At 48.3% G+C, this 21,328-nt stretch carries 19 protein-coding genes and 1 other annotated feature; all 19 genes read right to left on the reverse strand.

All coding sequences use genetic code 11. The annotated features are described in order from the left end of the window. Window positions 1-16: 16 nt before the first annotated feature. A complete protein-coding gene (rplC, locus tag AWM70_RS16575) occupies window positions 17-640 on the reverse strand; it encodes a 50S ribosomal protein L3 (RefSeq protein ID WP_068698240.1) in 624 nt (207 codons plus the stop codon). A gap of 42 nt (window positions 641-682) precedes the next feature. Then, window positions 683-991, reverse strand: coding sequence for a 30S ribosomal protein S10 (gene rpsJ, locus AWM70_RS16580; protein ID WP_068698242.1), 309 nt, complete (start codon window positions 989-991; stop codon window positions 683-685). A gap of 422 nt (window positions 992-1,413) precedes the next feature. After that, a complete protein-coding gene (ltrA, locus tag AWM70_RS16585) occupies window positions 1,414-2,577 on the reverse strand; it encodes a group II intron reverse transcriptase/maturase (RefSeq protein ID WP_237167918.1) in 1,164 nt (387 codons plus the stop codon). A 778-nt stretch (window positions 2,578-3,355) separates the two neighbouring features. Next, the gene (tuf, locus tag AWM70_RS16590; RefSeq protein WP_068698244.1) at window positions 3,356-4,546 is read right to left on the reverse strand and encodes an elongation factor Tu; all 1,191 of its coding nucleotides are present in this window, start codon (window positions 4,544-4,546) and stop codon (window positions 3,356-3,358) included. Window positions 4,547-4,639: 93 nt separating this feature from the next. After that, complete coding sequence (gene fusA, locus AWM70_RS16595) at window positions 4,640-6,718, reverse strand: elongation factor G (protein WP_068698246.1); 2,079 nt, start codon at window positions 6,716-6,718, stop codon at window positions 4,640-4,642. Between the two features lie 49 nt (window positions 6,719-6,767). Further along, entirely contained in the window at window positions 6,768-7,238 is a 471-nt protein-coding gene (gene rpsG, locus AWM70_RS16600) for a 30S ribosomal protein S7 (protein WP_044482526.1), read from the reverse strand. A gap of 47 nt (window positions 7,239-7,285) precedes the next feature. After that, a complete protein-coding gene (gene rpsL, locus AWM70_RS16605) occupies window positions 7,286-7,708 on the reverse strand; it encodes a 30S ribosomal protein S12 (RefSeq protein ID WP_068698247.1) in 423 nt (140 codons plus the stop codon). Between the two features lie 141 nt (window positions 7,709-7,849). Next, complete coding sequence (locus AWM70_RS16610; RefSeq protein ID WP_068698249.1) at window positions 7,850-8,101, reverse strand: ribosomal L7Ae/L30e/S12e/Gadd45 family protein; 252 nt, start codon at window positions 8,099-8,101, stop codon at window positions 7,850-7,852. A gap of 201 nt (window positions 8,102-8,302) precedes the next feature. Then, on the reverse strand, window positions 8,303-11,914 hold the full coding sequence (gene rpoC / locus AWM70_RS16615; RefSeq protein ID WP_068698251.1) for a DNA-directed RNA polymerase subunit beta': 3,612 nt from the start codon (window positions 11,912-11,914) through the stop codon (window positions 8,303-8,305). A gap of 36 nt (window positions 11,915-11,950) precedes the next feature. After that, window positions 11,951-15,496 carry a DNA-directed RNA polymerase subunit beta gene (rpoB, locus tag AWM70_RS16620; protein ID WP_068698253.1) on the reverse strand — a complete coding sequence of 1,182 codons (3,546 nt, stop codon included), beginning with the start codon at window positions 15,494-15,496 and terminating at the stop codon, window positions 11,951-11,953. A gap of 444 nt (window positions 15,497-15,940) precedes the next feature. Beyond that, window positions 15,941-16,540 (reverse strand): class I SAM-dependent methyltransferase, encoded by a 600-nt coding sequence (locus tag AWM70_RS16625; RefSeq protein ID WP_068698255.1) that lies wholly within the window; start codon window positions 16,538-16,540, stop codon window positions 15,941-15,943. Between the two features lie 109 nt (window positions 16,541-16,649). Continuing rightward, a complete protein-coding gene (gene rplL / locus AWM70_RS16630) occupies window positions 16,650-17,012 on the reverse strand; it encodes a 50S ribosomal protein L7/L12 (protein WP_068698257.1) in 363 nt (120 codons plus the stop codon). Between the two features lie 67 nt (window positions 17,013-17,079). After that, complete coding sequence (gene rplJ, locus AWM70_RS16635; RefSeq protein WP_068698259.1) at window positions 17,080-17,589, reverse strand: 50S ribosomal protein L10; 510 nt, start codon at window positions 17,587-17,589, stop codon at window positions 17,080-17,082. Window positions 17,590-17,650: 61 nt separating this feature from the next. Continuing rightward, window positions 17,651-17,799: a sequence feature (ribosomal protein L10 leader region), on the reverse strand. A gap of 82 nt (window positions 17,800-17,881) precedes the next feature. Beyond that, window positions 17,882-18,574 carry a 50S ribosomal protein L1 gene (gene rplA / locus AWM70_RS16640; protein WP_068698261.1) on the reverse strand — a complete coding sequence of 231 codons (693 nt, stop codon included), beginning with the start codon at window positions 18,572-18,574 and terminating at the stop codon, window positions 17,882-17,884. 133 nt (window positions 18,575-18,707) lie between these two features. Then, window positions 18,708-19,133, reverse strand: coding sequence for a 50S ribosomal protein L11 (rplK, locus tag AWM70_RS16645; protein WP_016310704.1), 426 nt, complete (start codon window positions 19,131-19,133; stop codon window positions 18,708-18,710). A gap of 64 nt (window positions 19,134-19,197) precedes the next feature. Then, window positions 19,198-19,731, reverse strand: a complete 534-nt coding sequence (gene nusG, locus AWM70_RS16650) for a transcription termination/antitermination protein NusG (protein WP_068698264.1) — start codon at window positions 19,729-19,731, stop codon at window positions 19,198-19,200. A 23-nt stretch (window positions 19,732-19,754) separates the two neighbouring features. Then, a complete protein-coding gene (gene secE / locus AWM70_RS16655) occupies window positions 19,755-19,946 on the reverse strand; it encodes a preprotein translocase subunit SecE (RefSeq protein ID WP_068698266.1) in 192 nt (63 codons plus the stop codon). Between the two features lie 21 nt (window positions 19,947-19,967). Further along, entirely contained in the window at window positions 19,968-20,117 is a 150-nt protein-coding gene (gene rpmG, locus AWM70_RS22930) for a 50S ribosomal protein L33 (RefSeq protein WP_076176720.1), read from the reverse strand. Between the two features lie 412 nt (window positions 20,118-20,529). Next, window positions 20,530-21,177: an RNA polymerase sporulation sigma factor SigH gene (sigH, locus tag AWM70_RS16660; protein ID WP_068698268.1), complete on the reverse strand. Its 648-nt coding sequence runs from the start codon at window positions 21,175-21,177 to the stop codon at window positions 20,530-20,532. Between the last annotated feature and the right edge of the window lie 151 nt (window positions 21,178-21,328).

Below are 21,328 nucleotides of genomic sequence, written 5' to 3' on the forward strand. Positions count from 1 at the left end.
TCCTTTCTTCAGTCGATTATTTCTTCACCGTTTCTTGAATTTTAACGAAACCGTTCTTAGGACCAGGAATAGATCCTTTAACGAGCAGAACGTTACGTTCTACATCAATTTTAACAACTTCAAGGTTTTGGATCGTTACTGTTTCGTGACCCATATGTCCTGGAAGGTGTTTACCTTTAGGAACGCGGTTCGCTTGAATGGAACCCATGGAACCTGGTCTACGATGGTAACGGGAACCGTGAGCCATTGGTCCGCGGCTTTGTCCCCAACGTTTGATAACGCCGGCAAAACCTTTACCTTTAGAAATACCTGTTACGTCAACGAATTCGCCTTCTGCAAAGACATCAGCTTTAACCTCTTGGCCAACTTCATATCCTGCAAGATCAACACCGCGAATTTCACGAACGTAGCGCTTAGGTGTAGAGTTAGCCTTCTTGGCATGCCCTACTTCAGGTTTGTTAGCACTTTTTTCTTTCTTATCAGAAAAGCCGAGCTGAACTGCTTCGTAACCGTCGTTCTCAACATCTTTCTTTTGAAGAACTACGTTCGGACCTGCTTCGATTACCGTTACAGGAACCACGTTACCTTCGGCAGTAAACAACTGGGTCATTCCAAGCTTTTTACCTAAGATACCTTTCATGTTGACACCTCATTCCCTTTACTAATTGACTTACTTCATAAATTACAATTTAATTTCGATATCCACACCCGACGGCAGATCCAAGCGCATCAAGGCATCCACAGTTTGTGGAGTCGGATTAACAATATCGATCAAACGTTTATGTGTACGTTGTTCGAATTGTTCCCGGGAATCCTTGTACTTGTGTACCGCACGGAGAATTGTAACAACTTGCTTCTCAGTTGGAAGCGGAATCGGCCCGGATACACCAGCACCGGAACGTTTTGCAGTTTCAACGATCTTCTCAGCGGATTGATCAAGAATTCTGTGGTCGTAAGCTTTCAAACGAATACGAATTTTTTGCTTTGCCATTTTAGTCCCTCCTTCTATCGCCCAATTTGGTATCGGACATACTCCGTGAAAATTTTCTGACCACTGCTCCATGGCAAAGGGGCCGGGTGTGTCAGTAACCTCTCACATCATCGCAACGTCACAGAACAACATTCATTATTATATAGAAAAGATAGGCGTTATGCAAGCTTATTTTAAAAAAAATGAATAATTCTCAAAGCTAATTATTGCCGGCATCTTCGAGCGTTAGCCCTCTTCACAAACGTCCCATCTATCGACCTATATATAATAGTAAAAAGTCGTTTATTCCGGCCCGCATTCACTTGCTTGCCGCTAGAGTAAAGGGCTGAGTTTTTTTTTTTTTTCAGCCCCTCCTCATCAAACCGTACGTGAGGTTTTCCCTCATACGGCTTTCCGATGTTCGTCATTCATGTGCGTGCGACTTACAAAAGCGTTTTGAGTCCATACATTTGGCAGAGCAACTTAACCTCATTTCCAGAACTGCGCCAGCGACTACGTTGGCGCTTCTTTGCGTACCACTTCGTTAGCCTTGTGCGGATGTACCCATCTAACTTTGTCATCCATTTGGAACTGTATGGCGTCGAATAGTAGTTCTTCCAGCCTTGGATTCTCAGGTTGAGCCAGTCCACATGTTCTTGGAACGAAACGTGCCGCATTTTCGGCGGCGCGAGTCGTTCTTTAACGACTTCCCGAATGTGTTTCTCTGCTTTAACACAGAGCCATTGTTGCGTCGTATAGTACACGCGGTTCTGCCCCGTTTCTGCTTTCGTCTTCCGGTGGTGCATGCCGAGGAAGTCAAACCCTTCTTCTCCCGTCCATATCCCCACAATCCGCGTCTTTTCCGGATGCAAGGTCAGTTCCAGACGCTCCATTATCGCTTGAATGAGTTTGTACCCATGGAGCGCATCTTTCTTTGTCTTGCACACGACGACAAAGTCGTCTGCGTACCGCGTGAGTTCCCCGACCTCTTTGCCATGCTTTTCCCACAATCGGTCGAAGTAGTTCAGGTAGATGTTCGCCAGTAGCGGCGAGATCACCCCGCCCTGCGGCGTTCCCAGATCGGAACGTCTGACCGTTCCTTCCTCCGTCACTCCTGCTCCGAGCCATTGCCGAATGAGCTTGAGAATGCGTCTGTCGCTGATTCGCATTTCTACCAGTTTCATGAGCTTCTCTTGGTTAATGTTGTCGAAGTAGCCTTGGATGTCGACGTCGACCACCCAATTGCCTTTGCGGTTGCAGGCTTTACGGATTTGCTCCAGCGCTTGTTTTGCGCCTCGCTTCGGTCGAAAGCCAAACGAGCATTCCTGAAAATCGGCTTCAAAGATCGGTTCCACTATGAGTTTCGTTGCCATTTGCACGACGCGGTCCCTTACCGTTGGAATGCCGAGCGGGCGTTTCCGTCCGTCTTTCTTCGGAATGTAGTGACGGCGCACGGGCTGGGGGCGGTAGGACTTCTTCTGGAGCCGTTCTCGGCATTCCGCTACGAATCGGTCTTCACCCATCTTCGCTATATCTGCCAAGGTTTCACCGTCGATGCCTGCCGCTCCTTTGTTTGCCCGTACTCTCCGCCACGCTTCCTGTAGCACATCCAATCGATGGACTTTGTCGTACAGTGCATGGAACTTTCTGCTCTTGCTCGTCTTGGCCGCATGACCTAGCTTCTCTTGGAGTTGTTGAACTTTTTCTGTTGGTGTCGTTAGCCTTCTGGCATTCACTCACTCGTACCTCCTTGTGAAGCTTGAACAAAGCAGGGCGCCTTCCCTCCCGCAGGTTGTGTTGTCCTGCGTTCCCCGGTACTATTCGCCCCTCGGACTCCCTTCCTGCAGACGGATCACTTCACCTTTTGGCTTATAGAGCGTCTCTTTACGGTTTCGAAAAAAAAATCTCCGTGCAGGGGAGGGTCTCCCCAGTTCACTGCATCCTCTTTCATCCCATGCCGATCCCTCTACGCCGGAGGATTCTTCGCTGACGCTCCAAGTTCTTATCAGCTTCCATGGCCTTCGCCCATGCTCGCGGGGCTCGGCTTCCTCTTTTCCCTCTTGCGAGGCCTTTTTGACGACGCGGCAGGATTCACTTTATGTTACGGCCTGACATGTTGCTCGCCCTGTCTCCGACAGGTACTTTCGTCGATACGCTTCTACGCACAGCTTTCGCCATACGCAGGTATCCTAGCTACACAGGGGCTTGGCCCCTCCTGTGACCGGACTTTCACCGGCTAGAAGATGCGTGCTTAGCTGGGCACGCCAGGCACAAAAAAATCCGGCACCGCCAAAGCGACACCGGATTCTCTAACTTGCGTTCACAGTACATTGTTACTCTTCACAGCACATTGTTGCTTTATAAAGATAAGGTTAATCAACCTTATTATTTGGAGATTGTAGCTACGGAACCTGCACCTACTGTACGTCCGCCTTCACGAATGGAGAACTTAGTTCCTTCTTCGATCGCGATAGGGGAGATCAGGGATACAGTTACAGTGATGTTATCACCAGGCATAACCATTTCAGTACCTTCTGGCAGATTTATAACGCCAGTTACGTCAGTTGTACGGAAATAGAATTGTGGACGGTAGCCAGTGAAGAAAGGTTTGTGACGGCCACCTTCTTCTTTAGTCAAAACGTACACTTGAGCTTCGAACTCAGTGTGTGGTTTAACGGAAGCTGGTTTAGCCAATACTTGACCGCGTTCGATTTCTTTACGGTCAACACCACGAAGCAGTGCGCCGATGTTGTCGCCGGCTTGAGCGGAGTCCAGCAATTTGCGGAACATTTCTACGCCAGTTACAACGGATTTTTTAGTTTCTTCGTGGATACCCACGATTTCGATTTCGTCGCCAACTTTAACAGTACCGCGCTCTACACGACCAGTAGCAACTGTACCACGGCCAGTGATGGAGAACACGTCCTCGACAGGCATCAAGAATGGCTTGTCAACTTCACGTTCAGGCAACGGAATGTAAGTGTCGATTGTTTCGAACATTTCGACGATTTTTTGAGCCCATTCGCCGTCTGGGTTTTGCAAAGCTTCACGAGCGGAACCGCGAGTGATTGGAGTGTCGTCGCCTGGGAAGTCGTATTCGGACAACAGGTCGCGTACTTCCATTTCAACCAATTCCAGAAGCTCTTCGTCTTCTACCATGTCGCATTTGTTCAAGAATACAACGATGTAAGGAACGCCTACTTGGCGGGACAACAGGATGTGTTCGCGAGTTTGCGGCATTGGGCCGTCAGCTGCGGATACAACCAGGATCGCTCCGTCCATTTGTGCAGCGCCAGTGATCATGTTTTTAACGTAGTCGGCGTGTCCTGGGCAGTCAACGTGTGCATAGTGACGGCTAGGAGTTTCGTATTCTACGTGTGCAGTGGAGATAGTGATACCGCGTTCGCGTTCTTCTGGAGCTTTGTCGATTTGGTCGAAAGCTACCGCTGCGCCACCGTATTTTTTGGACAATACAGTTGTGATTGCAGCTGTCAAAGTTGTTTTACCATGGTCGACGTGACCGATAGTACCGATATTAACATGGGGTTTTGTACGTTCGTATTTAGCCTTAGCCATTTTAAACAATTCCTCCTCAAATTTAAGGTTTGTTATGTTAGGTCAGAGCGAAGGGGCCGCTATGCGGCACTTCCGCTCCAACAGGTGAAACGATTATTCTCCGCCTTTGTTCTTGGAGATGATCTCTTCAGCGATGTTCTTAGGAACTTCTTCGTAGTGGGAGAGTTCCATAGAGAACACACCGCGTCCTTGAGTACCAGAACGGAGGGTTGTAGAGTAACCGAACATTTCGGAGAGAGGCACTTTAGCACGGATAATTTGAGTACCACCGCGGGAATCCATACCTTCGATACGGCCGCGACGGGAGTTCAGCATACCCATAACATCGCCCATGTACTCCTCAGGCACTGTTACTTCTACTTTCATGATTGGCTCAAGCAATACAGGCTTACATTTGTCCTTAGCCGCTTTAAGAGCCATGGAGCCTGCAATCTTAAACGCCATTTCACTGGAGTCGACATCATGGTAAGAACCGTCTACGATAGTGGCTTTTACGTCTACAACCGGGAAGCCGGCGAGCATACCATTTTTCATAGCTTCTTCAATACCTTGTTGTGCTGGTCCAATGTACTCTCTAGGTACAGAACCGCCGACGATTTTGCTGTCGAACTGACTGCCTGTTCCTGGCTCGAGAGGTTCGAATTCAACCCAAACGTGACCGTATTGACCACGACCACCGGACTGACGAACAAATTTACCTTCAACGCGCGCAGGCACTGTAATGGTTTCGCGGTAAGCAACCTGTGGTTTACCCACATTGGTTTCTACTTTGAACTCACGGCGCATACGGTCGATGATGATATCCAGGTGAAGCTCACCCATACCGGCCAGAATGGTTTGACCTGTTTCTTCGTCTGTATGAGCGCGAAGCGTAGGGTCTTCTTCTGTCAGCTTGCTGAGTGCAACACCCATTTTATCTTGGTCGGCTTTGGTTTTAGGCTCAACCGCGATTTCGATTACCGGATCAGGGAAGTTCATGGACTCCAGGATAACCGGATTCTTCTCATCACAAAGTGTATCACCTGTGCCTGTATCTTTCAAACCAACCGCTGCCGCGATGTCACCAGAGTAAACTTCACTGATTTCTTGACGGCTGTTAGCGTGCATTTGAAGGATACGGCCGATCCGTTCACGTTTGCCTTTTGTAGCATTCAATACGTAAGAACCGGATTGCAAAATACCGGAGTATACGCGGAAGAATGTCAATTTACCCACATAAGGGTCAGTCATGATTTTAAATGCCAAAGCCGCGAACGGCTCTTCGTCAGAAGAATGACGAACCGCTTCCGAACCATCTTCAAGGTGACCCTTGATCGCTGGAACGTCTACAGGAGCTGGCAAGTAATCAATAACAGCGTCCAGCATCAGCTGAACCCCTTTGTTACGGTAAGAGGAACCGCAGATAACCGGGAAGATTTTAACTTCAACAACACCCTTACGGAGTGCAGCTTTCAGTTCTTCGACAGTGATTTCCTCGCCTTCGAGGTATTTCATAGTCAGGTCTTCGTCCAGTTCCGCTACTTTCTCAACCAGTTCGTTGCGAAGCTCTTCAACTTGGTCGAGGTATTGTTCCGGAATTTCAATTTCTTCGATATTTTGACCCAAATCGTCTTTATACATATACGCTTTTTGGCCAACAATATCGATAATGCCTACGAAGTCGTTTTCTGCACCGATTGGCAGCTGGATTGCAACTGCGTTCGCTTGCAGACGATCACGCATGTCCTTAACAACGTTCAGGAAGTCGGCACCGATGATGTCCATTTTGTTGACATAAGCGATCCGAGGAACGCCATAACGGTCTGCCTGTCTCCAAACGGTTTCAGACTGCGGCTCAACGCCTTCTTTAGCACTGAAAACGCCTACGGCCCCGTCCAATACACGCAGGGAACGTTCAACTTCTACTGTGAAGTCAACGTGTCCCGGAGTATCAATGATATTGACGCGGTGACCTTTCCATTGAGCGGTTGTAGCAGCGGAAGTGATTGTAATCCCGCGCTCCTGTTCTTGCTCCATCCAGTCCATCGTTGCTGCACCTTCATGCACTTCACCGATTTTATGCGTACGGCCTGTATAGAACAAGATACGTTCAGTGGTAGTTGTCTTACCGGCGTCAATATGCGCCATGATACCGATGTTACGTGTATTTTTCAAGGAGAACTCTCTTGCCATGAATGGGATCTCCCTTCAAAATTGAAGTATTGGTTTTATAGGCCGAATCCTACCAGCGGTAGTGAGCAAACGCTTTGTTCGCTTCAGCCATTTTGTGTGTGTCTTCACGTTTCTTAACGGAAGCGCCAGTGTTGTTGGATGCGTCGATGATCTCAGCAGCCAGACGCTCTTCCATCGTCTTCTCACCGCGGTTGCGGGAGTAGTTGACAAGCCAACGTAATCCCAGGGATGTACGTCTTTCTGGTTTAACTTCGATCGGCACTTGGTAGTTTGCACCACCGACACGACGAGCTTTAACCTCCAGAACTGGCATGATATTCTTAAGCGCTGCTTCAAAGACTTCCATTGGATCGTTGCCAGTACGTTCTTGAATCAGGTTGAACGCATTGTACAAGATACTTTGAGCAACACCACGTTTACCGTCAAGCATGATACGGTTGATCAGACGGGTAACAAGCTTGCTGTTGTAAACCGGATCTGGCAACACGTCTCTTTTTGTAACAGGACCTTTGCGTGGCATGGATATCCCCCTTTCAAAAAAAATTCTAAATCATTGTTATGTTAAACTTAAGATTTTTTAGCTTTAGGACGTTTAGCGCCGTATTTGGAACGAGCCTGCATACGGTTGTTAACACCTGCAGTATCCAAAGCTCCGCGTACGATATGGTAACGTACACCCGGCAAGTCCTTAACCCGGCCACCACGAATCAGCACGACACTGTGCTCTTGCAGGTTATGACCGATACCCGGAATGTAAGCTGTCACCTCTACGCGGTTCGTCAAACGAACACGGGCATATTTACGAAGTGCAGAGTTCGGTTTCTTAGGAGTCATTGTACCTACACGTGTGCAGACACCACGTTTTTGTGGAGCGCTCAGTTCAGTAGCCTCACGTTTCAAAGCGTTAAAACCACGTTGCAAAGCAGGTGATTTGGACTTTTCAACTTTAGCTTGGCGTCCTTTACGGACTAGTTGGTTAATAGTTGGCATGTTGTTGCCACCCCCTTCCTCGAATTTTAAAAGCTCTTTACAAACCAGAATTTTAAGCCCACAGAGCCAGGCGGTTCATAAAAGAACAAAGGAAAAGTTTTTACCTCCAGGCTTCCCCTTCAGCAAAAACGTTTCAAGCCATTATGGTCTTACAATCGCAGCCATTGCTGCACCAACCTCGATGCCGCATGCCTTGCCCAGATTCTTCATCGTATCGACATAAGTAATCTTCACGGATGATTCTTCGCAAAGCGCTACAATCTTTGAAGTAATTCGCGGATCTGCATCCTGCGCTACATATACTTCATCAGCTAGTCCCATTTGAACCATTCTCATGGTTTGTTTGGTGCCGATTCTTACATGAGCATCCTGTAGCCCGTTGTCATTCGACATGGTCAACCCTCCGAAGAAAGACAGGAATTCTCGTACTCACGCACTTTGATATATTATCACTACGGTCAATGGATGTCAAGAATGGTTTCTAATCTTTTTGTAAAAAAAGACCGGCGCAGGCCGAGAGAGAAAACCGGAAACCCGATTTTCTCCCGCGTCCGCGCCAGTACCCTTCCACTGAAGCTTTTCTCTATGCCGGTATTATTCTACCGATACAGTCTCCAGGCCTTCAGCTGTTTCTTCATCCACCGGTCCGTCAAATTCCACATTCCGGTAACGGTTCATACCGGTACCTGCTGGAATCAGCTTACCGATGATCACATTTTCCTTAAGACCCAGCAATTTATCCACTTTACCTTTGATTGCTGCATCAGTCAGGACACGTGTCGTCTCCTGGAAGGATGCTGCAGACAAGAAGGAGTCCGTTTCGAGCGACGCTTTGGTGATACCGAGCAATACCGGCTTCGCAACAGCCGGCTCTTTGCCGGACAGGATCGCTTCTTTGTTCGCTACTTCATATTCATACAGGTCGACGAAAGATCCTGGCAGCAATTGGGTATCACCGGCATCTACGATGCGGATCTTACGCAGCATCTGCTTGATCATAACTTCGACGTGTTTGTCGTTGATTTCTACACCCTGGTTCCGGTATACGCGTTGAACTTCCTGAAGGATGTAGTTCTGTACGCCGCGGATGCCTTTGATGCGCAGAATTTCTTTAGGGTCGATGGAACCGTCGGTGAGCTCGTCGCCCGCTTCGATTTCCATGCCTTCGCTTACGCGCAGGCGGGAACCATAGGTTACGGAGTAAACTTTTGTTTCCGCTTCGCCTTGTACCTCGATTTCACGGCGATCTTTAGCTTCACGGATTTCTTTGATTACGCCGTCGATTTCACTGATGGTTGCTTGACCTTTCGGATTCCGGGCTTCGAAAAGCTCCTGGATACGCGGAAGACCTTGCGTGATGTCGTCGCCCGCAACACCGCCGGTGTGGAACGTACGCATGGTAAGCTGGGTTCCCGGTTCACCGATGGATTGAGCAGCGATGATACCAACCGCTTCACCGATTTCAACGTGTTTGCCTGTCGCCAGGTTGCGTCCGTAACATTTCTTACATACGCCATGACGAGCGCGGCAGCTGAGCACGGAGCGGATCTGCAGCTTCTCGATGCCTGCATTAACAATCGCATTCGCTTTATCCGTATCGATGAGCTCATCACGATGAATGATGATTTCACCGGTTTCCGGATGACGGATGGTTTCGAAGCAATAGCGGCCTTCGATACGGTCGAAGAGATCTTCGATGATTTCTTTACCGTCCTGGATCCGTGTTACCACGATACCTTTATCGGTTCCGCAATCCTCTTCACGGACGATAACGTCCTGCGCCACGTCTACCAGACGACGAGTCAGGTAACCGGAGTCCGCGGTACGAAGCGCGGTATCCGCCAGACCTTTACGCGCACCGTGCGTCGAGATAAAGTACTCGAGGACGGTCAGGCCTTCACGGAAGTTCGCTTTAATCGGCAGTTCGTAGATCCGGCCGGATGGTGTTGCCATCAGACCCCGCATGCCGCCCAACTGGGTAATCTGCGATTTGTTACCCCGCGCTTTGGAGTCGACCATGAGCATGATGGAGTTGAAGCGGTCCATCGATTTCATGAGGACGTCGGTCAGCTGGTCTTTCGCTTTGGACCAGATGTCGATAACGCGGTCATACCGTTCTTCGTCTGTAATCAGACCACGGCGGTACTGATTCGTAACCACCCGGACTTTTTCATCCGAATCGGACATGATTTGTTTCTTCTCTTCTGGAACCACAACGTCGGATACCGCGATGCTGACACCGGCGCGTGTGGAATAAGTGAAGCCAAGCTGTTTGATTTTATCGAGAATCACGGACGTTTCCGTCGTGTGATAAGTTTCGAAGCAGCGGGCAATGATCGAGCCCAGATATTCTTTACCCACGGCGCTGGCTACAGGAGCTGCATCCAGCAGCGCTTTGACGTCGGCACCCTTCTCATAAATGAAATACTTCTCAGGTGTACCGTTGAACAGGTTATCCCGGGTAGCTTCATTGATGTAAGGGAACGTTTCAGGGAAAATTTCGTTAAAGATAATTTTACCCACGGTTGTAATCAGCAAGGCATCCTGCTGTTTCTCGTTAAAGATCACTTTGTTCAGCGCTTTAACCGGAATCGCAACACGGGCATGCAGGGAAGCAGCGCCGCGCTGGTAAGCCGAAACCGCCTCGTTGACACTGCCCAGGATCATGCCGGAACCTTTGGCTTCCTTGTTATCCATAGTCAGATAGAAGGAACCAAGGACCATATCCTGGGACGGCGTTACAACCGGTTTACCGTCTTTAGGGTTCAAAATGTTGCCGGAAGCCAGCATCAAGATACGTGCTTCAGCTTGAGCTTCGGCAGACAAAGGAACGTGCACCGCCATTTGGTCACCGTCAAAGTCGGCGTTATAAGCCGTACATACGAGCGGGTGAAGACGGATCGCGCGGCCTTCGACCAGAATCGGTTCGAACGCCTGGATACCGAGACGGTGAAGCGTAGGGGCACGGTTCAGCAGAACCGGATGCTCCTTGATCACTTCTTCGAGAACGTCCCAAACTTCTGGGCTCACGCGTTCTACTTTGCGTTTTGCACTCTTGATGTTATGAGCAAGGCCTTTATTCACAAGCTCCTTCATGACAAACGGCTTAAACAATTCCAAAGCCATTTCTTTAGGAAGACCACATTGATACATTTTCAGGTAAGGACCTACGACGATAACGGAACGACCGGAATAGTCAACCCGTTTACCGAGCAGGTTCTGACGGAAACGGCCTTGTTTACCTTTCAGCATATGGCTGAGAGATTTCAAAGGACGGTTGCCCGGACCTGTTACCGGACGGCCGCGGCGGCCGTTGTCGATCAAAGCGTCAACCGCTTCCTGAAGCATCCGTTTCTCGTTCTGAACAATGATGTCCGGAGCGCCAAGATCAAGCAGACGCTTCAAACGGTTGTTACGGTTGATTACGCGGCGGTACAGATCGTTCAGGTCAGACGTTGCAAAACGTCCGCCGTCCAGCTGTACCATCGGACGCAATTCCGGAGGGATGACCGGAAGCACGTCGAGAATCATCCATTCCGGCTGGTTGCCGGAGCTCTTGAACGCTTCAATTACTTCGAGGCGTTTGATCGCTCGGTTCCGACGTTGTCCTTGAGCCGTGCGGAGTTCCTCTTTCAGGAACTCCAGCTCTTTATCGACATCCAGATCCTGCAACAATTTCTTAACCGCTTCAGCACCCATGCCCGCCTGGAACCCGTAGCCGTATTTCTCACGGTAGCTGCGGTATTCTTTCTCGGACAAAAGTTGTTTCTTCTCCAGCGGCGTATCACCAGGATCGGTAACTACATAAGATGCAAAATAAATGATCTCTTCCAGCGATCTAGGGGACATATCCAAAGCCAGACCCATGCGGCTAGGAATCCCTTTGAAATACCAGATATGAGATACAGGAGCTGCCAATTCAATGTGGCCCATACGTTCACGGCGCACTTTGGCCCGTGTAACTTCTACACCACAGCGGTCACAGACAACGCCTTTATAACGGACACGTTTGTATTTACCGCAATGACATTCCCAGTCTTTTGTAGGGCCAAAAATCTTTTCACAGAACAGCCCTTCTTTTTCCGGCTTAAGTGTACGATAGTTAATCGTTTCCGGTTTCTTAACTTCTCCGCGGGACCAAGAACGAATTTTTTCTGGGGAAGCAAGCCCAATTTTCATAAACTCGAAGTTGTTGACGTCCAACAAGGAGCATCCCTCCTTAACCAAGTCCTGATTTATACTCTATTCTACGCCGACTTCCGATCCTTCAAGATTCAAGCTCAGCTTATCGCCGGCTGTATCATCCTCATCATCCAGCTCTTTCATTTCGATCTCTTCTTCGTTCTCGCTCAGGATCTTAACGTCCATCCCCAAGCTTTGAAGCTCTTTGATCAAAACTTTGAAGGATTCAGGCACGCCTGGTTCCGGTACATTCTCGCCTTTGACGATGGATTCGTAGGTTTTCACCCGGCCGACCACGTCATCGGATTTAACAGTCAAAATCTCTTGCAGGGTATAGGCGGCACCGTAAGCTTCCAGCGCCCACACTTCCATCTCACCGAAACGCTGACCGCCGAACTGAGCTTTACCACCCAGCGGCTGCTGTGTAACGAGAGAGTAAGGACCTGTGGAACGGGCATGGATCTTGTCGTCGACCATGTGCGCCAGCTTGATCATGTGCATGACGCCGACGGTAACTTCACGTTCAAACGGCTCGCCTGTACGTCCGTCGTACAGCATCGTTTTACCGTTGCGCTGCATGCCGGCTTCTTCCATCGTGTCGAATACATCGTATTCGTTCGCGCCGTCAAATACCGGCGTTGCCACGTGGATACCGAGCTTCATAGCAGCCATACCGAGGTGGATCTCAAGCACCTGGCCGATGTTCATCCGCGATGGTACGCCCAGCGGGTTGAGGACAACCTGTACCGGCGTTCCGTCTGGCATAAACGGCATATCTTCTTCCGGCAGAATACGGGCAACGACACCTTTGTTGCCGTGACGTCCGGCCATTTTATCGCCTTCGGAGATTTTACGTTTCTGCGCAATATAAACACGGACGAGCTGGTTTACACCTGGAGGCAGCTCATCGCCGTTCTCGCGGGTAAACACTTTAACGTCAACAACAATTCCGTCCGTACCGTGAGGCACACGCAGAGAAGTATCGCGAACTTCGCGGGCCTTCTCACCGAATATCGCATGCAGCAAACGTTCTTCGGCAGTCAATTCGGTAACGCCCTTAGGAGTTACTTTACCAACCAGAATGTCACCAGCGGCAATTTCGGCACCGATGCGGATGATACCGCGTTCGTCAAGATTGCGGAGCGCTTCTTCACCGACGTTTGGAATGTCGCGTGTAATTTCTTCAGGTCCAAGCTTCGTATCGCGGGCTTCGGATTCATATTCTTCAATATGAATGGAAGTGTACACGTCTTCTTTAACCAGCTTCTCGCTCAGCAGGATCGCATCCTCGTAGTTGTAACCTTCCCAAGTCATGAAGGCAACGACTACGTTGCGGCCCAATGCCAATTCGCCCATTTCCGTGGACGGACCGTCAGCCAGGATATCGCCTTTCTTGACGATGTCGCCGCGTCTTACGATCGGACGCTGGTTGATGCATGTCCCGTGGTTCGAACGCTTAAATTTGTGTAATTTATGTTTAATGATGTCGCCTTTAACTTCCTTGCCGTCTATAATCTCCGTACGGCGCAGCCAAATTTCATCAGCTGTGGAACGTTCGATAACACCATCATATTTCGAAACGATACATACCCCGGAATCTTTAGCAGCTTTATGTTCCATACCTGTACCTACAAGCGGAGCTTTCGGAATCAGAAGAGGAACGGCCTGACGCTGCATGTTGGACCCCATGAGCGCACGGTTGGAGTCGTCATTCTCGAGGAACGGAATGAGCGCTGTCGCTACGGATACAACCTGTTTAGGGGAGATATCCATGTAGTCGACCCGGTCGCTAGGCATCGTCAAAATGTTATCGGACTGTTTGTTGTAACGAACGATAACCATATCGTCTTTGAACTTGCCGTCTTCGGTAAGCTCTACGTTCGCCTGAGCGATAACGTAGTTATCTTCCTCATCAGCTGTCAGGTAAGCGATCTGCTCGGTGACTTGACCCGACTTCGGATCGACCCAGCGGTATGGCGCTTCAATAAAGCCATATTCGTTGATGCGGGCGAACGTCGACAAGGAGTTGATCAAACCGATGTTCGGACCTTCCGGCGTCTCGATTGGACACATACGGCCATAGTGAGAGTGGTGAACGTCTCGAACTTCCATGCCCGCGCGTTCCCGTGTCAGACCACCAGGTCCGAGTGCGGAGAGGCGGCGTTTATGAGTCAGCTCGGCCAGCGGGTTCGTTTGGTCCATGAACTGGGACAGCTGCGAGCTGCCGAAGAACTCTTTAATGGACGCAATCACCGGACGAATGTTGATCAAGGCTTGCGGCGTAATGACGTTAGCGTCTTGAATGGACATTCTTTCACGAACCACACGTTCCATCCGGGACAAACCGATACGGAACTGGTTCTGCAAAAGTTCACCTACAGAACGCAAACGACGGTTGCCCAAGTGGTCAATATCGTCGGTGCTGCCGATGCCGTGCAGCAAGTTAATGAAATAACTGATCGAGGAAATAATATCAGCAGGCGTAATGTGCTTAACGGATTTATCAATGTTCCGGTTCGCAATGACCTTAACAACCTTGCCATCCTCGATAGGCGAGAAGATATCAATTGTTTGCAGCGGAACATCTTCCGCACCAAGAACACCGTTAGCCAGGTGATAATCCTTGAAGCTTACGCCCTGCTCAAGCAGCGGCAGGATTTCATCCAGCAGTCGGCGGTCAACCAATTGGCCGGCTTCGGCAATGATTTCACCGGTTGTGGTGTCAATCAGGGATTCAGCCAGACGTTGGTTGAACAAACGATCTTTAATATGCAGCTTTTTGTTGATTTTGTAGCGACCTACGTTCGCGAGGTCATAACGTTTTGGATCAAAGAAACGGGCTACGAGCAAGCTTTTCGCATTTTCCAGCGTTGGCGGCTCACCCGGACGAAGGCGTTCGTAGATCTCGATGAGCGCTTTCTCCGTCGAATCCGTGTTGTCTTTATCCAGCGTGTTGCGGATATATTCATCGTTACCGAGCAAATCCAGAATTTCAGCATCCGTACCAAAACCAAGAGCGCGAAGCAATACCGTTACCGGTATTTTACGTGTCCGGTCGATACGGACATAAATAATGTCCTTCGCGTCCGTTTCAAGCTCCAGCCATGCGCCGCGATTTGGAATGACGGTAGCGGTGTACGTCTTTTTGCCGTTTTTATCGACTTTCGTACTGAAATAGACGCTTGGGGAGCGTACCAACTGGCTGACAATAACCCGTTCTGCGCCATTGATAACGAAAGTCCCGGTTTCTGTCATCAGCGGGAAATCCCCCATGAACACTTCCTGTTCCTTGACTTCGCCGGTTTCCTTATTAATGAGCCGAACTTTAACTCTAAGCGGCGCTGCATACGTAACGTCGCGTTCTTTCGCATCGTCTACCGTATACTTCGGTTCGCCTAGGCTGTAGTCGATAAATTCCAAAACCAGGTTACCTGTGAAATCCTGAATCGGCGAGATGTCCTGGAACATTTCCCGCAAACCTTCCTCCAAAAACCACTCATATGATTTCTGTTGGATTTCAATCAGGTTCGGAATTTCGAGAACCTCGTTAATCCTTGCATAACTCCGCCGAGTGCGTCGACCATATTGAACAAGATGTCCTGCCAACTTAAACTCACCCCTCATGTCTACTCACTTAAAAATACATTGCGAACCCGTGTTTGTACGCTTATAATAAAACCCATGAACGGATTCCACAAACAAGCAAAAACGGCTTTACGACCTGTAATTTAGGCCGACACCCGTTTGCGTAACCGAAAGACACATTTTATTCTCCCGGCAAAGAAAAAGCCCCTACCCGATACTTCGAAGAAAGAGCATATTGATTCCGCGTCTTCCTTGACGGAATCCCCCATATTCAATAGATTTGCCCAAAATGTACATATTATACGTAAACAAGCGCCGAAATATACGCCGCTGCTTCAAAATATGCTTGACATCTTCACAAACTAAAGACATAGAGGGCATCCTAATGCTGACATTTTATAATAATATCACGTGCCTAGATACAAGTCAATAGCCCTTTGAGAAAAAAGTCAAGGTTATCTTTTCTTATTTGACAGCTTTGAAAATTCGATAACCTTTATCTTTCGTAACTTCCTCTACGGAACTAAAGAGCTGTTCCAGCTTCTCTTTGGCAGAAGGCGCACCCTGCTTCTTCTGAATCACGATCCAAAGAGATCCACCCGGCTTCAAACGAGCATAAGCCCCTTCAAACACCGCATGAACAACACTTTTCCCGGCCCGGATCGGCGGATTGGTCAGAATTGTATCGAACCTTTCGGCTCCCGGTACATTGGAATAGATATCGCTTTGAAGGACCGTCACATTAGAAATGCTATTAGCTTTGGCGTTGTCGGTCGCAAGCTGAACAGCCCGTTCGTTTACGTCAATCATTGTCACATGTCCGCTATCCGCCATCACCGCTGCCGACAGGCCAATAGGCCCGTAGCCGCATCCTACATCCAGCACCTGATCTCCGCTTCCAACCTGCATCGCTTCAATCAGCACTTTACTGCCGTAGTCTACCCCTTGTTTGGAGAAAACACCTGCATCGCTTGTAAATCGAAACTTGCGTCCGCGAAGGACCGTTTCAATCGTCCGCCTGTCATGTGCCGCTTCGGGTTTACTGGAATAATAGTGATCTGTCATGCTAAACCTCCGTCAAAATAAAAGCCAGATCCATTCCGCACTTTTATTAGGATTTATAAAAACAAACCCCTTGAAAGACTCAAGGGGTTTGTCTCATAAAAGGAAGAAATTATTTAACTTCTACAGTTGCGCCTGCTTCTTCCAATTTAGCTTTAACAGCTTCTGCTTCTTCTTTAGCTACTTTTTCTTTCAATGGTTTTGGAGCGTTGTCTACCAGGTCTTTTGCTTCTTTCAGACCCAGGCCAGTGATTTCGCGAACGACTTTGATAACGTTGATTTTGGAAGCACCAGCGTTAGTCAAGATTACGTCGAACTCGGATTGCTCAGCAGCTTCAGCTGCGCCGCCGCCACCTGCTACTACAACTGGAGCTGCAGCAGTTACGCCGAATTCTTCTTCGATTGCTTTAACCAATTCGTTCAGTTCAAGAACGGACATACCTTTAATTTCTTCCAAGATTGTTTCTTTGCTCATGAGTTAAACCTCCAATATATTAGTTAATTTAATTTGTTGTTACGCTACGAACTTTGGAGCAAATCGCTTACGCGCTTGCTTCGCCTTCGCCTTTGTCTGCAACGGCTTTGACTGCCAGCGCAAAGTTGCGAACTGGAGCTTGAAGCACGCTGAGGAGCATGGAAAGGAGACCTTCGCGGGATGGAAGATCAGCCAGCGCTTTAATTTGATCAACGCCAACTACACGACCTTCAACGACGCCACCTTTAATTTTCAAAGCTTCGTTTTTCTTCGCGAAATCGCTCAGAATTTTTGCGGGCGCTACAGCATCATCCGCACCGAATGCAATAGCAGTAGGACCTGTCAGAACTTCATCAAGTTCAGTCAGTTCCGTAGCTGCAGTCGCACGACGAACGAGCGTGTTTTTCAATACTTGAAACTCAACACCCGCTTCGCGAAGCTGCTTGCGCAGTTCCGTAACTTGGGAAACATTAAGACCACGATAGTCCGCAATAACTGTAGTTGGGCTGGATTTCAGCTTGGAAGCCACCGCGTCAACCGCTGCCTGTTTGGACTCGATTACTTTTGCGTTTGCCAAATTGTACACCTCCTATAAAGATTACTTAATCCGTAAGACACTTGCTTCTTCACAAAGAAGCTCCGGGATATGAAAAGACCTTCGCAGTAGAACTACGAAGGTCTGATGATTCATCATTTGCCAAGCAAATTCCGAACTTATATCACAACACCTCGGTAGGAAATTAAGCTTTACAGCACCTACTGTCTACGGTAAGCATATTCGATTTAATTGAAATCAATGCAACCATTACAGTATAACCGAATTGCCTATAAGAGTCAACCCTTATCCCTAAGCCGAAGCTTGGGAATTATTATCTGTAAACAGAAGTAGCAACGCGGACGCTTGGTCCCATCGTCGAGGAAACGGCGATGTTCTTCAAGTAAACGCCTTTAGCTGCTGCAGGTTTAGCACGGTTCAAAGCATCAACCAATGCTTTCAAGTTCTCGTTCAGCTGTTCAGCGCTGAAGGAAGCTTTACCGATTGGAGCATGGATTTGACCAGCTTTATCCAGACGGTACTCGATTTTACCTGCTTTGATTTCTTGAACGGCTTTAGTTACATCAAATGTAACCGTACCGGCTTTAGGGTTAGGCATAAGGCCTTTACCGCCGAGAAGACGACCCAATTTACCAACTTCGCTCATCATGTCCGGTGTAGCTACGCAGACATCGAACTCGAACCAGCCTTGTTGGATTTTGTTGATCATGTCTTGATCGCCTACGAAGTCAGCACCAGCAGCTTCCGCTTCTTTTGCTTTCTCGCCTTTGGCGAATACCAATACGCGTTGTGTTTTACCTGTGCCGTGAGGCAGGACAACAACACCACGAACGGCTTGGTCTTGTTTACGAGGGTCAACGCCCAGACGTACTGCAACTTCAACGGTTTCGTCGAATTTGGCAGTAGCTGCCTTCTTCACAAGCTCAACAGCTTCTGAAGGCTCATAAGTTGCTTCGCTGTCGATCAGCTTAGCAGCTTCAAGGTATTTCTTACCGTGTTTAGCCATGAAATGTTCCTCCTTATGTGGTGTTAGCGGAAATTCCTCCCACTATCTTTAATTCATTTAGTTACCCGAAGGCTAACAAATGAATTAAAGGCAACTTCTGTTGCAAACGGCAACTTCCGTTGCAAGTCCAAGATTAGTCTTGGATTGTGATACCCATACTGCGGGCAGTACCTTCAACCATACGCATAGCTGCTTCAACGGAAGCCGCGTTCAGGTCAGGCATTTTTTGTTCTGCAATTTGACGAACAGTATCACGTTTAACTGTTGCTACTTTCTTCTTGTTAGGTTCGCCGGAACCTTTCTCGATTTTGGCAGCTACGCGAAGCAATACTGCAGCCGGTGGAGTTTTCGTAATGAATGTGAAAGAACGGTCTTCAAATACGGAAATTTCAACCGGAATGATCAAACCAGCCTGGTCAGCCGTACGAGCGTTAAACTCCTTACAGAAAGCCATGATGTTAACACCTGCTTGACCGAGAGCCGGACCTACTGGAGGAGCTGGATTCGCTTTACCCGCAGGAATTTGCAGTTTGACAACTTTGATTACCTTTTTAGCCATGTAAGACACCTCCTTGACCTAGTAATGCAGAGCACACAATGAAATCTCTGCATAAATCATGTTGCTAGAGCTTTTCGACTTGCGTATAGTCCAGTTCAAGCGGGGTTTCCCGGCCAAACATGTTGACGTGAACCTTGACTTTACTCTTGTCGGCAAGCACTTCTTCAACAGACCCGACAAAATTGGCGAATGGACCCACTTTAATCCGTACGGATTCCTTGATCTCAAACTCAATTGACGGTTTAGGCTCTTGCAGCCCCATATGATGAAGAATTTGTTCCACTTCCTCTGGAAGGAGCGGAGTTGGTTTGGAGCCGGATCCCGTAGAACCTACAAATCCGGTTACCCCAGGCGTATTGCGGACAACATACCAGGAATCGTCGGTCTGGATCATTTCCACCAAAACATAACCAGGGTAAACTTTGCGCATGACAGTCTTCTTCTTGCCGTCTTTGTTTACTACTTCTTCTTCCATAGGAACAAGAACCCGGAAAATCTTGTCTTCCATGCCCATTGACTCGACGCGTTTCTCCAAATTGGCTTTGACCTTATTCTCATACCCGGAATAGGTATGAACTACGTACCATCTTTTTTCCATATCAAGCCACCTAAGGACCCTTCTTAAATTATCGCTTCGATCACAGCGGAGATACCGATGTCAATAACCCAAAAGTAAACGGCGACAACTACAATTGTACCCAGCACAATCAGCGTGTAATTCGTCAACTCTTTACGATTGGGCCAGCGAACCTTTTTAAGTTCAGCCCAGCTTTCGGAGAAAAAAGAAAACATCGACTTGAAACTGCGTTTCATGCGCGACTACACCTCCACAGACTATCTGGTTTCGCGATGAGGAGTTTGCTCGTTACAGAACTTGCAAAATTTCTTCATCTCCATGCGGTCGGGGTGGTTACGCTTGTTCTTTGTTGTCGTGTAGTTTCTTTGTTTGCAATTCGTACAAGCCAACGTAATAATTACCCGCATGATGTGCACCTCCCGAAGACATCTTAATCAAGTTAGAAGTCTCTTAATATCCGGATTAACCGGCAAAAGCAGGTCTTCATTCAGCGCGGTATGGATAAGAAAATAGGGAACTCGCAGCTATACTTTCTTATCCATGCCAAAGAAGCATGAATTTAGGCCTACTCAAAACACTTTATCACATTTTCAACATCGGTGTCAATGCAAGATTAAGATAGCCAAACGTAGGCGCAGCCTGTAAAATCAGACGTTTCCAAGGATCTCCTGAGCTGGTTGACGCACCATTTTCCAAGTATGATCACATAAAGCGTTTGTTAAACCCTGAACAATAAAATGCCAAATAAAAAAAGACCCGGTGCCGAGTCCTTTCCTACAAAAGGCTGCAAAAATCTGATTAGACCAATTCAGACTTGAATTATAAACCGTCACGGACTTCCAGATAACGCTCCAGCTTACGCTTGACTCGCTGCAGCGCATTGTCGATCGACTTCACATGCCGCTTTAAATCGACGGAAATTTCCTGATAGGAACGACCGTCCAGATAAAGCATCAGCACCTTGCGTTCAAGATCGCTCAAGATTTCGGACATCTTGTCCTCAAGACCGGTAAACTCTTCCTGGTTGATGATCAATTCCTCCGGATCACAAACCTGGGAGCCGCAAATGACATCCAGCAGCGTGCGATCGGAATCTTCGTCATAAATAGGCTTGTCCAGCGAGACATAAGAATTGAGCGGGATATGTTTCTGTCTTGTGGCTGTCTTGATCGCCGTGATGATCTGTCTCGTAATGCAGAGCTCGGCAAACGCCTTGAAAGACGAAAGCTTGTCTCCTTTGTAGTCGCGAATGGACTTATAGAGACCAATCATGCCTTCCTGGATAATGTCTTCCCGATCCGCCCCGATCAAGAAATAGGACCTTGCTTTGGCGCGGACGAAACTCCGGTATTTGTGAATCAGATATTCCAGGGCTTCACTGTCCCCAGAGCGGACAGATTCTACGATATCTTCGTCACTCAGAATTTCATAATCTGATGTTATGAATAAGTTGAGGTCGACACTCAATACAATCCCTCCGGCCGCAACGCACGGTGCTCCGTCACTCTAGTCAAGTATACGATCAGTATATAGGAGACCATACACAGCGTCAACCACAAAAGTCCCTAAATTATGTCAGGTCGAACTTTGTCAAGGGCATCTGGAAGGAGTATTTATT

Source organism: Paenibacillus yonginensis, from assembly GCF_001685395.1.
In the GTDB taxonomy this organism is placed as follows: domain Bacteria; phylum Bacillota; class Bacilli; order Paenibacillales; family Paenibacillaceae; genus Fontibacillus; species Fontibacillus yonginensis.

Coding starts and splice junctions, on each gene's coding strand:
- rplL (WP_068698257.1), bottom strand. CDS start 17,012: ATGAGCAAAGAAACAATCTTGGAAGAAATTAAAGGTATGTCCGTTCTT.
- rpsG (WP_044482526.1), bottom strand. CDS start 7,238: ATGCCACGCAAAGGTCCTGTTACAAAAAGAGACGTGTTGCCAGATCCG.
- AWM70_RS16610 (WP_068698249.1), bottom strand. CDS start 8,101: ATGTCGAATGACAACGGGCTACAGGATGCTCATGTAAGAATCGGCACC.
- tuf (WP_068698244.1), bottom strand. CDS start 4,546: ATGGCTAAGGCTAAATACGAACGTACAAAACCCCATGTTAATATCGGT.
- rpsJ (WP_068698242.1), bottom strand. CDS start 991: ATGGCAAAGCAAAAAATTCGTATTCGTTTGAAAGCTTACGACCACAGA.
- AWM70_RS16625 (WP_068698255.1), bottom strand. CDS start 16,540: ATGACAGATCACTATTATTCCAGTAAACCCGAAGCGGCACATGACAGG.
- fusA (WP_068698246.1), bottom strand. CDS start 6,718: ATGGCAAGAGAGTTCTCCTTGAAAAATACACGTAACATCGGTATCATG.
- rplC (WP_068698240.1), bottom strand. CDS start 640: ATGAAAGGTATCTTAGGTAAAAAGCTTGGAATGACCCAGTTGTTTACT.
- rpmG (WP_076176720.1), bottom strand. CDS start 20,117: ATGCGGGTAATTATTACGTTGGCTTGTACGAATTGCAAACAAAGAAAC.
- rpsL (WP_068698247.1), bottom strand. CDS start 7,708: ATGCCAACTATTAACCAACTAGTCCGTAAAGGACGCCAAGCTAAAGTT.
- rplK (WP_016310704.1), bottom strand. CDS start 19,133: ATGGCTAAAAAGGTAATCAAAGTTGTCAAACTGCAAATTCCTGCGGGT.
- rplA (WP_068698261.1), bottom strand. CDS start 18,574: ATGGCTAAACACGGTAAGAAATACCTTGAAGCTGCTAAGCTGATCGAC.
- secE (WP_068698266.1), bottom strand. CDS start 19,946: ATGAAACGCAGTTTCAAGTCGATGTTTTCTTTTTTCTCCGAAAGCTGG.
- nusG (WP_068698264.1), bottom strand. CDS start 19,731: ATGGAAAAAAGATGGTACGTAGTTCATACCTATTCCGGGTATGAGAAT.